The organism is Undibacterium sp. MH2W (genome assembly GCF_049340215.1).
Lineage (GTDB): Bacteria > Pseudomonadota > Gammaproteobacteria > Burkholderiales > Burkholderiaceae_D > Undibacterium.
In genome coordinates this window covers 178,692-193,501 of record NZ_JBMPPA010000002.1, presented here as the reverse complement: position 1 = coordinate 193,501, position 14,810 = coordinate 178,692, and the positions used below count along the sequence as shown (strand labels likewise).

9 protein-coding genes are annotated in these 14,810 nt (G+C 51.0%); 4 read left to right on the top strand and 5 right to left on the bottom strand.

The features are described 5' to 3' along the window. Positions 1–29: 29 nt before the first annotated feature. The 3 genes from ACO0K2_RS05215 to ACO0K2_RS05205 form a co-directional block, all read right to left on the bottom strand. Positions 30–590: a phasin family protein gene (locus ACO0K2_RS05215; protein WP_423016472.1), complete on the bottom strand. Its 561-nt coding sequence runs from the start codon at positions 588–590 to the stop codon at positions 30–32. Positions 591–798: 208 nt separating this feature from the next. After that, complete coding sequence (locus ACO0K2_RS05210; protein WP_423016470.1) at positions 799–1,305, bottom strand: methylated-DNA--[protein]-cysteine S-methyltransferase; 507 nt, start codon at positions 1,303–1,305, stop codon at positions 799–801. A 26-nt stretch (positions 1,306–1,331) separates the two neighbouring features. Beyond that, complete coding sequence (locus ACO0K2_RS05205; protein WP_423016468.1) at positions 1,332–2,816, bottom strand: AlkA N-terminal domain-containing protein; 1,485 nt, start codon at positions 2,814–2,816, stop codon at positions 1,332–1,334. 1,733 nt (positions 2,817–4,549) lie between these two features. Between ACO0K2_RS05205 and ACO0K2_RS05200 the strand changes: the two genes are divergently transcribed. Continuing rightward, positions 4,550–6,709 carry a M3 family metallopeptidase gene (locus ACO0K2_RS05200; RefSeq protein WP_423016466.1) on the top strand — a complete coding sequence of 720 codons (2,160 nt, stop codon included), beginning with the start codon at positions 4,550–4,552 and terminating at the stop codon, positions 6,707–6,709. A 123-nt stretch (positions 6,710–6,832) separates the two neighbouring features. On the opposite strand, the gene ACO0K2_RS05195 is transcribed toward ACO0K2_RS05200, so the two are convergent. Both ACO0K2_RS05195 and ACO0K2_RS05190 read right to left on the bottom strand, forming a co-directional pair. Beyond that, positions 6,833–7,177: an energy transducer TonB gene (locus ACO0K2_RS05195; RefSeq protein ID WP_423016464.1), complete on the bottom strand. Its 345-nt coding sequence runs from the start codon at positions 7,175–7,177 to the stop codon at positions 6,833–6,835. 59 nt (positions 7,178–7,236) lie between these two features. Further along, a complete protein-coding gene (locus ACO0K2_RS05190) occupies positions 7,237–9,027 on the bottom strand; it encodes a methyl-accepting chemotaxis protein (RefSeq protein WP_423016462.1) in 1,791 nt (596 codons plus the stop codon). A 603-nt stretch (positions 9,028–9,630) separates the two neighbouring features. On the opposite strand from ACO0K2_RS05190, the gene xdhA reads away from it, so the two are divergent. From xdhA to guaD, 3 genes are read left to right on the top strand one after another with little or no spacing between them, the layout of a single operon-like run. After that, on the top strand, positions 9,631–11,142 hold the full coding sequence (gene xdhA / locus ACO0K2_RS05185) for a xanthine dehydrogenase small subunit (RefSeq protein WP_423016460.1): 1,512 nt from the start codon (positions 9,631–9,633) through the stop codon (positions 11,140–11,142). Beyond that, positions 11,139–13,484 (top strand): xanthine dehydrogenase molybdopterin binding subunit, encoded by a 2,346-nt coding sequence (gene xdhB / locus ACO0K2_RS05180; RefSeq protein WP_423016458.1) that lies wholly within the window; start codon positions 11,139–11,141, stop codon positions 13,482–13,484. The genes xdhA and xdhB overlap by 4 nt, the downstream gene beginning before the upstream one ends. Positions 13,485–13,488: 4 nt before the next feature. After that, positions 13,489–14,784 carry a guanine deaminase gene (guaD, locus tag ACO0K2_RS05175; RefSeq protein WP_423016456.1) on the top strand — a complete coding sequence of 432 codons (1,296 nt, stop codon included), beginning with the start codon at positions 13,489–13,491 and terminating at the stop codon, positions 14,782–14,784. Positions 14,785–14,810 lie beyond the last annotated feature (26 nt).

Sequence of the window (14,810 nt, the reverse complement as noted above, 5' to 3'; positions counted from 1 at the left end):
TCATTCACGCAATCAGTCAGTCTTCCGACTTATTTCTTTTTTGCAGTCGCTTTTTCAGCTGCTTGTGTGAACTGCGTTGTTGCTTTTGTCAGATTTTCTTCCAATGTTTGTACGGCTTGCTTTGTTGTTTTGGACAACTGCTCGTAACCTGCATTGATGTTACCAACAACTGTTTTCAAAGCAACGACAGCTTGTTCGGAACCAGCTGGTGCATTTTTTGTCACTTCGTCGATCAAACCGATGACTTTCGTGTTTGTTTCAGCGATGTGTGCTTCAACAGCTTTTGTGAATTCTTGCTGTGTGGCTGTTGTGATGCTTGCCAAGTGACGGCCGTATGCCAATGCTTTTTCTGCGCTTGGCTGAGCTTGTGCTGCTGTCAATGTGAAGAATTCTTGTGGATCTTTCGCTGCCAACAATTGCTTCGCAGTGGCTGTACCTTCTTCAAAAGAAGCTTTAGCAGCATTGACGTTTAAAGCAAACAATTGCTCCAGACCTTCAAATGCTTTTTTGTTCAGTGCTGTCAATGAAGCAAATTGCGCTTCCAAGTTTGTTTTGGTAGCAGCGATAAATTGTTCTGGTGATGTAGTCATGACATTCTCCGGTGGTGGTGAGGATTAAGTAATCGGCAGCGCCTACCACGAATTCTTGATATGGTGCACCGCAACAACCTCGATTCTACACGCCGGATTTTAAACGTCAAGCATTTTTTGTGCATCGCAACATAATGGGCTAAATCATATTATTTGTTAAATTTACAAAACGCAATATCCATGCGGGTTTCCAGCCAGTTTCACCCATTTAATGCCTCAATGGCAAGCAAAAAAAATGATGTTGTTCTGCCTCAAACTTAAGCAAGTACTGCTTATTTTTTAAGCCACCTGCATAGCCTGTCAGTGCCCCGTTCGCCGCGATAACCCGGTGGCAAGGAATGATAATCGACAAAGGATTACGCCCATTTGCAGCCCCAACCGCTCTGACCGCTTGCGGATTGTTGAGATGCCGCGCCAACTCGCCGTAGCTGCAGGTTTCTCCGTACGGAATCGTCTGCAAAGCACGCCATACCTGCTGTTGAAAGGCGGTGCCGGCGGAAAGGTCCAAGGGCACATCAAAGGTCTGACGGGTGCCATCGAAAAATTGCCCCAATTGCGTCGCCACCCGATCAAAAAGGCGAAAGTCCGGCGCTCGTTGCCCCCCTTCCAGACCTTTAAAATGGCGGTGCTCTTCGAAATAGACGCCCGTTAAACCGCCTTGGCTGGCCGTCAATGTGAGTACGCCAAGGGGGCTATTGATCGTTGTAAAGTACATCGTTGGTCTCTCCTCAACAGAAGATCTTAGTGAAGCGATTGCCATAAAAGTAACGCCGCGTAGGCCCGCCATGGCGACCATTGTTCTGCACGCGCTAACAACTGCTTTTCTGTAAAACGGGCCGTCACGGGGTCTGTCAGCAGGGCCGCTGCTTTCTGCAAACCTAAATCCCCGCCAGGAAACGCATCCGGAAATCGCAATGCCCGCATGGCAATGTACTGTGCTGTCCATTCGCCAATGCCAGGAATGTGCTTCATTTGCCGAATCGCCTCATCTAAGGGGCTATCTGCTGCTTTCTCAAAACCCCCAGCCAGCGCAAAGCGTGCAACATGCTGCAATGTCGCGGCACGCGCTCCAGGAATACCAATCCCAGCGAGTTGATCGATCGATAAGGCGACAATGCATTCCGGCGTCGGAAAATGATGACTGATCGCAGTAAAAGGGGTTGCCACCGGCACGCCAAAACGTTGCACGAGCCGTCCAGCAACAGTCGTCGCACCCGCAACGCTCACCTGCTGTCCAAGCACCGCCCGCAAGGCTAATTCAAAAGAATCAAATGCGCCGGGTACCCGTAGGCCAGGCGTTGCCATGATCTGCGCTGCCAACATCGGATCTTCTTGCAGATGGCTTTGAATCATTAAAGGATGTGCCTCAAGATCAAATTGCTGGCGAATGGTGGCCAACAAGGGCATCAATGCAGTCGCTAGTGCAGGCGCCACTTGCAAAATAATCTGGTGTTTTTCGGGTGCATGACTGACCTTTAGCCATCCTGACTTGCCATCGATCATCACGCTGCGCACATAAACAAGCTCGCCGCGCTCTTCGATCACCGCTTCCAAACCCGGCATGGCACGTCCCCGCAAATAGTGCATCAAGGCTTGCCATGCGTAAGGTGGACGATAGGCAAGCCGTAAGCGAAGACTCTCATCCGCAGAAGGTGCCGCACGGCGAATGTCACCGGGCGTCATGTGATACCGTTGTGAAAACAAGGCATTGAATCGTCGGACGCTTCCAAATCCCGCCGCGAAAGCAACGTCAGCCATACTCAATGCCGTTTCTTGCAGTAACTTTTTGGCGAATAACAGGCGCTGTGTTTGCGCCATCTCGACGGGGCTAACGCCAAATTCCTGCAATAACACACGACGCATCTGTCTTGACGATAACCCAACCTGTGCAGCGAGATCTTCGATACTCGATTCATTGAGCGCGCCATTAGCTATTTTTTTCCAAATTGCATGGGCAAGATTTTGTTGAATGGCATACGGCGCCAACTCTGGGCGACACCGCAGGCAAGGCCGATAACCTGCCGCTTCTGCTGAGGCCGCCGAGGTAAAAAATTCACATGAGCTCTCACGTGGCGTTTTTACCGCACAAATCGGACGACAATAAATCCCCGTCGTTTTCACACCGGTAAAAAAAACACCGTCAAACCGGCTATCTCGCGCCGCGAGTGCACGATAAAACTGCGGTGCGGTCAATGTGCCGCCGGTTGGGGGTAGAGGTGTGAACATAGCAAGGTCTAAAGCGATCAAATAAATCCGGTCATCGCGCCATCTGGTACAACGCGCAGATCACTTTATACGCCGCCATTCTGGTTTGAGCTAGCCGTTTTCGGACAGACAACTGGAAAAGTTGATCGATAACCTCCCACCACAAGGCGCTCACGCGCCACTGGGCTCCCGCCTTCGCGGGAGCGACGATGTTGAGAGACGCGTGATCCTTTATTTTTGCTTTGTCATCCTAGATCTATACCTCTTCATCCCCTATTCGTACATCGTCGTCCCAGCTCTATACCCCGTCATCCCCTATTCGTGCCTCGTCATCCCAGCTCTACACCCCGTCATCCCCTATTCGTACCTCGTCATCCCAACTCTACACCCCGTCATCCTCCGCGCAGGCGGGGGATCCAGTGCGCGAAAGCGCTTTCTTGCTGCGATCAATGCCCCCACCACAAGGCGCTCACGCGCCACTGGGCTCCCGCCTTCGCGGGAGCGACGATGTTGAGAGACGCGTGATCCTTTATTTTTGCTTCGTCATTCTAGATCTATACCTCTTCGTCCCCTATTCGTACATCGTCGTCCCAGCTCTATACCCCGTCATCCCCTATTCGTACCTCGTCATCCCAACTCTACACCCCGTCATCCTCCGCGCAGGCGGAGGATCCAGTGCGCGAAAGCGCTTTCTTGCTGCGATCAACGCCCCCACAACAAGGCGCTCACGCGCCACTGGGCTCCCGCCTTCGCGGGAGCGACGATGTTGAGAGACGGGTGGTCCTTTATTTTTGCTTCGTCATTCTAGATCTATACCTCTTCGTCCCCTATTCGTACATCGTCGTCCCAGCTCTATACCCCGTCATCTCCTATTCGTACCTCGTCATCCCAACTCTACACCCCGTCATCCTCCGCGCAGGCGGAGGATCCAGTGCGCGAAAGCGCTTTCTTGCTGCGATCAACGCCCCCACAACAAGGCGCTCACGCGCCACTGGGCTCCCGCCTTCGCGGGAGCGACGATGTTGAGAGACGGGTGGTCCATTATTTTTGCCTCGTCATCCTAGATCTATACCTCTTCATCCCCTATTCGTACATCGTCGTCCCAGCTCTATACCCCGTCATCCCCTATTCGTGCCTCGTCATCCCAGCTCTACACCCCGTCATCCCCTATTCGTACCTCGTCATCCCAACTCTACACCCCGTCATCCTCCGCGCAGGCGGGGGATCCAGTGCGCGAAAGCGCTTTCTTGCTGCGATCAACGCACCCACAACAAGGCGCTTACGCGCCACTGGGCTCCCGCCTTCGCAGGAGCGACGATGTTGAGAGAGGCGTGATCCTTTATTTTTGCTTCGTCATTCTAGATCTATACCTCTTCGTCCCCTATTCGTACATCGTCGTCCCAGCTCTATACCCCGTCATCCCCTATTCGTACCTCCTCATCCCAACTCTACACCCCGTCATCCTCCGCGCAGGCGGAGGATCCAGTGCGCGAAAGCGCTTTCTTGCTGCGATCAACGCCCCCACAACAAGGCGCTCACGCGCCACTGGGCTCCCGCCTTCGCGGGAGCGACGGCATAAAGAGGCGCGTGATCATGAGAAGAAAGTAAGCGCAAAAGCAACGAGGTCATGGCGTCATGTTGCAATCACCCACTCAGTGCATTCATTCAGCAAAGATTTCATGTATTTAGGGAATTATCTTCAATAAAAATGGTCTATTCTTTCTCTTCTACACTCAATAACTCGTTAAATTCTCATGAACAAACCCCTGCTCATGCTGTTCTGCTCCGCGCTGGCAATTCAATCCAGCGTTGCTGCAGACGCAACCTCTCCTGCTACCCCAACTGCCTCAAAGACAATATCCAGTCCTGGTGCGTTGAAAAAGAATCCTTTGCTGGTCAAAAGTGCGCTCGAATTCGAGTACCCAGCTTTTGATAAAATTCATAATGAGGACTACGCCCCCGCTTTTGCAGAGGCAATGCGTCAGCATGATGCTGAGATTAAAGCGATTGCAGCTAACCCTGCCAAGCCGACCTTTGACAATACCGTCATTGCACTCGAACGCAGTGGTCAGACGCTCAAACGTGTAGCGACGATTTTCTTTAATCAACTGGGTGCTAACACCAACCCGACGCTCGAAGCCCTGTCCGGTGATCTGGCACCAGCCTTATCGGCACACCAAGATGCGATCTCTCTTAATGCGCAATTATTTAAACGCATTCAACGTTTGGTGGAACAAAAAGCCAGTTTGCACCTCGATGCTGAATCAGACCGATTGTTAGATCGTTATTACACCGATTTTGTCCGTGCTGGTGCCAATCTATCAGCCGCGGAGAAAGAGAAACTGAAATCCCTCAATGCGCAATTGGCGACGATGGAAAATAAGTTTAATCAGAATGTCCTGAAAGACACCAACGCTTCGGCCTTGGTCGTTGATACAAAAGAAGAATTAGCAGGTCTGTCGGCGACGGAAATCGAGACTGCAGCGGCGACCGCCAAAGCCAAAGGGCTCGATGGCAAATACATGATTCCTTTGATGAACACGACGGGTCAGCCTTTGTTAGCGACACTCGAAAACCGCAAAACACGTCAACGTCTCTATGAAGCATCGGTGCAACGTGGCAGCCATGGTGGTGAAGGCGACAACCGCGAGGTGGTACTGACATTAGCGCGCTTACGTGCTGAACGAGCAGAGTTATTGGGTTACGCCAATTTCGCGGCCTATAGTCTCGAAGACGAAACAGCGAAAACCCCCGCTGCCGTGAATAAGATGCTGGGCGAACTGGCACCGGCAGGTGTCGCCAATGCGAAAAAAGAAGCGGCGGAATTACAAAAGCTGATCGATGATGAGCATGGCAATTTCCAACTGGCGGCATGGGATTGGGCATTCTACAGCGAGCGTTTGCACCAACAGAAATATGCGTTTGATGACAATCAGTTACGTCCTTATTTTGAATTAAATAGCGTACTGCAGAACGGTGTCTTCTTCGCTGCCAATCAGCTTTACGGCATTAGTTTCAAAGAGCGCAAAGATCTGCCTGTGTATGAACCAACCGTGCGCGTTTTTGAAGTGTACGACGTTGATGGTAAGCCGCTCGCTATTTTCATCGCGGACATGTATGCGCGTGACAATAAGCGCGGTGGTGCGTGGATGAATAACTACGTTGATCAATCTGGCTTGTTTGCAACGAAACCAGTGATCGCCAATCATCTCAATATTCCGAAGCCACCGGCAGGGCAGCCGACACTGCTGACGCCAGATGAAGTCAAGACGGCGTTCCATGAGTTTGGTCACGCCCTGCATGGCATGTTCTCGCAAGTGCGTTATCCACGATTCTCTGGCACCAACGTTCCACGCGATTTCGTTGAGTATCCGTCGCAGGTGAACGAGATGTGGGCAGTATGGCCAGAGGTCTTGAAAAACTACGCGAAGCATTACAAAACTGGCGAAGCCATCCCACAGGATCTCGTCGATAAGATTGTGGCGAGCCGTAAGTTTAATCAAGGCTTTACCACCACCGAATACCTGTCTGCGAGCTTGTTGGATCAACGCTGGCATCAGTTAAGCAGTAAGCAAATTCCAACAGATACGATGGCGTTTGAAGCGACTGCACTGAAAGACGCTGGTGTTGACTTTGCCCCTGTGCCACCTCGTTACCGTACGCCCTACTTCTCACATAGCTTTGGTGGCGGCTACTCTGCAGGCTACTATGCGTATCTGTGGAGTGAAGTACTTGATGCCGATACCGTGGAATGGTTTAAAGAGCATGGCGGGTTAAGCCGTAAAAATGGCGACTGGTTCAGACAACAATTGTTGTCCCGTGGCGGTAGTATTGATCCGATGCAGTCTTTCCGCAATTTCCGTGGTCGTGATCCAGAGATCGAACCGTTACTGGTACGTCGTGGTTTGAAATAAATATCATCATTACCGGAACATCGTCGTAAAAAAAAAGAAGCGCAATCCAATTGCGCTTCTTTTTTTACTTTGAAGGATGCGGTAGCTAGGTCAATAAGACTCCCGCATCAAACATATCAGTTCTTATTCGAGCTTCCAAACGAAATCGACTTTTGTCCAAGTTTGTTCTGGCTTACCATCCTTGGTACCAGCTCTAAATTTGCACAGTGCCAGTGCGGTGACCGCAGCTTTATCGAGACTCTTAGAGCCGCTAGATTTTTCAACTTTAGAGTCAACAACTTTACCGTCGGTACTGATTAAAAAACCCATCGACACAGTACCAGTCTCTTCATTCATCAGTGCTGCTTTTGGGTATTTTGGTGGATCGCAAGACTTATTGTCCATCACAGGTGCGGTATCAGCAGCCATGGCGGAAGATGCTGCAACAAATAAGAGCGAACACAGGAGTGTAGAGAGCGGAGATTTCATAATGATATTTCTTTTCGTTTCTGGTCAATATAGATAAACAACGTCTGATGTTTGTTTAATTAAAATTCTTCCCAACCGTCATCGGCCGATTGCGATTTGTTCGATGCATTCGACGTACCGGATGAGGTGCCTGTCGATTTCGTTGCAGGGCGTGGTGCAGGGCGGGCAGAAGGTAAAGATTTTGGTGCTGCCGCTCTTGGCTTATTCACTTTCAATGGCTCTGCACGTTTCGGTGCTGCTGTTGGTGTCGGCGCTGGGCGATGTGAAAGCAAGTTATCATGCGCACCCAATTTAAAGACGCTAACGACTTTGGCCAATTCTGCCGCTTGATCCTGCAAACTTTGCGCTGCTGCTGCCGCTTCTTCTACCAACGCAGCATTTTGTTGTGTCACGCCATCCATTTCAATGATCGCGTGGTTCACTTCTTCAATACCAACACTTTGTTCTTGGCTCGCTGCTGTGATTTCAGCAATGATATCTGTCACATGTTTGACACTGCTCACTACTTGGTCAATCGTGACACCAGCCTGTCCAACAAGTTTAGTACCGATTTCAACTTTTTCAACCGACGTGTCAATCAATGTTTTGATTTCTTTCGCCGCAGCGGCACTACGTTGTGCCAAGTTACGCACCTCAGCCGCAACCACGGCAAAACCACGACCTTGCTCACCTGCACGGGCTGCTTCGACCGCAGCATTCAACGCCAAAATGTTGGTCTGGAAAGCGATGCCGTCAATCACGCTAATGATATCGACGATTTTCTTCGAAGATTCGTTAATGGAACCCATGGTATCAACCACCTGCGCTACCACTGCACCACCTTGACGTGCCACTTCAGATGCAGACGCGGCTAATTGATTTGCTTCGCGGGCGTTGTCGGCGTTTTGTTTCACTGTCGTGGTCAGTTCACGCATGGAGGAAGTTGTCTTCTCCAATGAGCTTGCTTGTTGTTCTGTACGTGAAGACAAGTCCAAGTTACCCATCGCGATTTCGCTTGATGCGGTAGCAATGGTGTCTGTACCGGAACGCACCTGCGCAACGATATTGACCAGACTGTCGCGCATTTTTTTCATTTCGAAAATCAAACTGCTATCGTCACCGGATTGCACGTCGATGTTCGTTGTTAATTCACCCGCAGCAATCTGACCTGCGATTTCTGCCGCATAGTTTGGCTCACCGCCCAATTGCTTGAGCAGGCTACGGCTAATGTAGACCGCAGCAACAATGCCGCCAGCTAACGCCAATGCACCAAGAATCAACATCAGTGTCGTTGCTGCTTTAAACGCTGCGTTCGCGTCAGCGGCTACTTGAGAGTTGACCTTGTCTTCTAACGTGACTAATTCGTCCAGAGAATCCAACCAGTTTTGCTGAACTGGACGTACTTTTTTGATCAGAGCGATCGTCGCCATTTCTGGGTTATTTGCCAAACCGAGTTCTTGCGCTTTCGCAGGCAAAGCGGAAGCGGCAGATTCACGCTCTTTCAGTTTGTTCAACAACTCTTTTTTCTCAGCGCTTGGACCACCGTCGGTCTCTGCCAGCTTCAAGAGCTTTTCATTGGCCTCTGCATATTTTTTCGATTGATCGGCGATCTTCGCCAGATCTTTTTCCATATCGGCAGCATCATTAAGCAACGTCAAATTGCGTAAAGACACCATACGGTCATACACAATCGCTCGCATATCCAACGCGAGGCGGGTTTCTACGTTGCTGACATTAACGATGTTTTCTAATCGGCCTTGGATCTGTGCCATTCTGGAGATACCAACAATGGTAACGGCAACAAGAAATGCCAATACCAGTGCGAAACCTGCACCCAGACGTTTGCTGACGGTCATATTTGAGAAATTCATTGCGTAACTACTCTGAAAAAATGGTTAAAACAAACAAAATCCCGGTGCGCTCTGCCTTCTGAGACGACCCCAGGTAAATATGTGCCGCGTAATATGCCTTTTTATCTCTACTCTTTTTTACTTCGATGGCATTCCTGCCGATCTTCGCGTCGCCGTTTTCAAAAAACAAAATGGCACGTCGTGATGTAAATTAATTTTCGTGATAATAAATAGAAATATACTTTAATTTTGCCCAATGGAAATGGCTTTTTTTGCGTAAATTCAACGCATCAACATCTCAATTTTCACATTACCACTTCATTTGTGTTGCAAAGTAGTTTCAATTTATCACTATCTTGTCGTCTGCACAAAATTTAATCAAACTAATTATGATCCGCAATTTGAAATAAGCCCTGAATTTTCTTTGCTGCGAAGCAAAAAAATAGTGTAAATCGGATCTCAAATGCAAAATTTGTCCGTTGATTCATCACAGATTGCATTTGGATTGATATGCAGCATCACTGATTAGATATAGCGCAACCGTATCGGAATGCTAACCTTCGATATCTGTACTATTCACCCTCGTTAGCGTGTATTTTCACAACACTTCCCTTCGGAGTTCGCATGTCCGGCACGATTCGTTATTTCTTTCAGAAGCAAATTCATCAAGTCGATCAGATTCCGCCGACCCGTACTTTATTGCAGCACTTGCGTGAAGACCTGCACTGCACAGGGACGAAAGAAGGATGTGCGGAGGGTGATTGTGGCGCGTGTACCGTTGTGATTGGTGACATCAGCAATGGCGAAGTGACCATGAAATCGGTCAATGCTTGTCTTCAGCTCATGCCAACCTTAGATGGCAAAGCGATTTTTACGGTGGAAGACCTGAGTACAGAAACACAATTGCATCCAGTACAACAGGCAATGGTCGATTGCCATGGATCACAATGTGGCTTCTGCACACCGGGCTTTGTGATGTCCTTGTGGGATCTCTATCTTGACCGTGAACCACCCTGCGCACCGTTGACGCGCAAACAAATTGATATTGCTCTCTCTGGCAACCTGTGCCGCTGTACGGGATACCGCCCCATCATCGACGCGGCGCATCACATGGAACAACTGCCGCGCGTCGATTTTGACAAACAAACGCTGCTGGATGCACTGCGCCAGTTGCAGCGGTCCGAAGCACTGCATTATCGCTACCACGATCAAGATTTTTATGCCCCCCAGTCGCTCTCGGGCCTCATCACTCTGCGCCAACAGGTTCCAGAGGCGTGTCTTTTGGCGGGCGGCACAGATATTGGGATTTGGGTGACAAAGCAATTCCGAGAACTAGGTCCGATCATTTATCTCGGCAAAGTCAAAGAGCTACATGACATCCGACAAGAAGATGGCGTACTAGAAATCGGCGCCGCCGTCAGCCTTGATGATGCTTACCGGCACATTTGTGATCTGTATCCAGACGAGCTGACGGAGTTATGGCAACGGTTTGCCTCTCTACCAATCCGCCATGCGGGCACCTTGGGTGGCAATGTTGCCAACGGCTCGCCTATTGGTGACTCGATGCCGTGGCTGATCGCCCTCGGTAGCCGCATTGTGTTGCACGGTGCGGATGGCGAACGGGAGATGCCTCTCGAGGATTTTTATCTGGGGTATCAGAAAAAGGCATTGCGAGCCGATGAAATCGTGCGTGCCATCCGCATTCCTTTACCTCACCCCAACAGAATTTTCCGCACCTACAAGCTAGCGAAACGTTTTGATCAGGATATCTCGGCGGTTTGCGCGGCGTTTTCAGCGGAACTCACCGAAGGGCGTTTAAGCAATGTGCGTATCGCTTTTGGCGGGATGGCGGCAACGCCCAAGCGCGCATCCCATGCGGAAGCGGCACTCAATCAACAACATTGGGATGAAGCAGCAGTGCAGGCAGCCATGGCCGCTTTGGCCGAAGATTATGCGCCGTTATCTGATATGCGGGCCTCTGCGGCCTATCGCTTACAGACGGCTCAACACTTACTGAAACGCTTCTGGCTCGAAACACGGATCACTGCGCCACTCTCTCGGCAAAGCGTCAATGCCTTTAGTGCTTCGACCGCAACCGCAGCGACCCCAACGAGTGCATTGCTGGAGGTCAAATGAAACCAATCCAAACAACCACGTCCGCTGTCACACCATGGGCAGAAGTCGGTCGATCCCATCCGCACGAATCGGCTATTTTGCACGTCTCAGGCACGGCCAATTACACCGACGATCTGCCCGAAGTCATTGGTACGCTGCATGCAGCATTAGGTTTGTCGACACAAGCCCATGCGAAGATAGTCGCAATGCACCTCGATCAGGTGCGTTCTGCATCAGGGGTTGTCGCTGTCTATACGGCGCAGGATTTTCCAGGATCGAATCAATGCGGTCCCATTATCAAAGACGATCCAATTCTGGCAGAGGGTGTGGTTGAATACGTCGGTCAACCCCTTTTTGTCGTGGTGGCGCAAAGCCACGAACTCGCTCGACGTGCAGCACGTTTGGCGGTGATTGAGTACGACGCCCTGCCGGCAATTCTGCACCCGCGCGCAGCCAAAGACGCATCGTCGTTTGTCTTGCCTCCTATGGCGCTGTCACGCGGTGATGCACAAGCAGCGATCGCTTCCGCGCCCCACCGCATCCAAGGTACGTGGCAAGTGGGTGGTCAGGAACAGTTTTATCTGGAAGGGCAGATTGCCTATGCGATCCCCAAAGAATCACAGGGCATGTCTGTTTTCTGCTCTACCCAGCACCCCAGTGAAATGCAGCACATCATTGCGCATGCATTGGCAATCCCCTCACATAGCGTACAAGTAGAATGCCGTCGCATGGGTGGTGGTTTTGGTGGCAAAGAGTCGCAATCCGGCTTGTGGGCGGCTGCTGCCGCATTGTGTGCGTTCCGCCTGAAACGTCCTGTCAAATTACGTGCAGATCGGGATGATGACATGATGGTCACCGGTAAGCGGCACGAGTTCCACTACGATTATGAAGTGGCATACAACGCAGATGGTTTAATACTAGGTGCACGCTTTGAGATGATCTCACGCGCTGGATTTTCAGCGGATTTGTCAGGCCCCGTAGCGACCCGTGCCGTGTGTCACGTCGATAACACCTATTATTTGTCGGATGTGGATATCCGCGCTATGTGCGGTAAAACCAATACCCAATCCAATACGGCGTTTCGTGGCTTTGGCGGGCCGCAAGGCGCGATCTTGATTGAATACGTCGTCGATAATATTGCACGTTTACTCGGTAAAGACGCGTTGGATATCCGCAAAGTGAATTTCTATGGGCGTAATGACAGCGAAGGACGCAACGTCACCCATTACGGACAAAAAGTGGTGGATAACGTGATTCATGAACTGGTGGCGGAGTTAGAAACCACCAGCGAATACCGTCGACGCCGTGACGATATCACTGCCTTCAATGCCAGCAGTCCCGTCCTCAAAAAAGGGCTCGCCTTAACGCCGCATAAATTTGGTATTGCCTTCAATGTGACGCACCTCAATCAGGCCGGTGCCTTGGTCCATGTGTATTTGGATGGTTCCGTCCTCGTGAATCACGGTGGCACTGAAATGGGACAAGGTCTCAATACCAAAGTCGCCCAAGTCGTGGCGCATGAGCTTGGCTTGCCGCTGGCACAGGTGCGCGTGACCGCCACCGACACCACCAAAATCGCCAATACTTCCGCAACAGCCGCTTCCACAGGGGCCGATCTAAACGGGAAGGCGGCCCAAGACGCAGCACGGCAGATCCGTGAACGACTTGCCGCTTTCGCCGCAGCGAGTTTCGGGGGCGATGCACAAACGGTCCGTTTTGCGGATGGTCAGGTAATGTGGGACGACCACCATCTGCCTTTTGAAGAACTGGTCAATAAGGCTTATCTGGCGCGTGTCCAGCTTTGGTCTGACGGATTCTATGCCACCCCCCATTTGAAGTGGGACAGTAAAACCATGACGGGCAGCCCATTTTCTTACTACGCCTACGGCGCGGCGGTATCCGAAGTCATTGTTGATACCTTGACCGGTGAATGGAAACTCCTTCGTGCAGACGCGTTGTACGATGCCGGAAACTCACTCAATCCCGCCATCGATATTGGCCAGGTGGAGGGCGCGTTTATTCAGGGTATGGGTTGGTTGACGACCGAAGAACTGGTGTGGAATGCCAACGGGAAGCTCACCACCCACGCGCCATCGACTTATAAAATTCCGGCGATTTCGGATTGTCCGGAGGATTTCCGCGTCCGTTTATTTCACAATCTTAATGTTGCTGATAGCATTCATCGCTCTAAAGCCGTGGGTGAGCCGCCATTACTTTTACCATTCTCGGTCTTTTTTGCCATTCGCGATGCCATCGCCAGCGTTGCCGACGGTAAAATCAACCCGCCGCTCACCGCCCCCGCGACCAGCGAGGCGATCCTGCGGGCGATCACTGCTGTGCAACCATCTTCTCCTTCGACATAAACGCATGAATATCACCTCTGCCCTTCGCGCCAGTCTTTTACATTTTTCGGACAATCCTGCTCATCAGGAGGGTGCGATGCACTGGCACAGCGATGGCTTGCTGTTGCTGGCGGGCGATAAAATTGCTGCTGCGGGTGACTATGCAGCACTTCAGCATCTCATTCCAAATAACTTATCTGTCGAACACCATCCCGGCAAGATCATCATGCCCGGCTTTATCGATACGCATATTCATTACCCCCAGACGGATATGATCGCCTCTCCGGCACCGGGATTACTACCATGGCTGGAACAATACACGTTCCCGACCGAACGACAATTTCAAGACCCCGCACATGCCAACGAGGTCGCTGCGTTTTTTCTGGACGAGCTATTACGGGCTGGAACGACGACTGCGATGGTGTATTGCACCGTCCATTCCGCCTCTGTTGAGGCGTTTTTCAATCAAAGTGAACAACGTGATCTACGCATGGTGGCAGGTAAGGTTCTGATGGATCGCCATTGTCCAGAATTCTTACAGGACACCGCAGAGACAGGGGCGCGTGATAGCGAGGCGCTGATTCAACGATGGCATCACCGCGGACGCCAGCTGTACGCCCTGACACCGCGGTTTGCACCCACATCGACACCCGAGCAATTACACCTGACGGGAGAATTAGCGAAAGCCTATCCAGATACATTCATTCAGACGCACGTCGCTGAAAACAAAGACGAATGTGCATGGGCACGATCGCTGTTTCCAGAGGCTCGTAGTTATCTCGATATTTACGATCGCGTCGGTTTGATGCGCCCTCGGGCGATGTACGCCCATTGTATCTGGCTCGATGACATCGATAGGCAACGGATGGCAGAGACCCAATCTGCCGTCGCCTTATGTCCCACCTCGAATTTATTTTTAGGGAGTGGGCTCTTTGATTTTGATAAAGCGGATGCGGCACATGTTCCCTTGTCGATGGCGACGGATGTCGGTGGTGGCACGTCGTTTTCGATGCTGCAAACCATGAACGAAACATACAAAGTCGCCCGCATGGGTGGTCGATATTTGCCTGCGTCTAGTATGTTTTATACCGCCACCTTGGGCGCAGCGCGGGCAATGCAATTAGAGAATGTGATTGGTAGTTTGAAGGTCGGCAATGAGGCCGATTTTATTCTCGTGAACCCGCAAGCGACGCCGCTCTTAGCAAGGCGAAGCAAACACGTCAATTCATTGGAAGAGCAATTATTTGTCTTAGCAATGTTGGGCGATGATCGGTGTATTGAGGCGACCTATGCGGCGGGAAAAAAAGTCCATCAGCGATAACGCGTCGCTCACAAAAAGCGGTGACG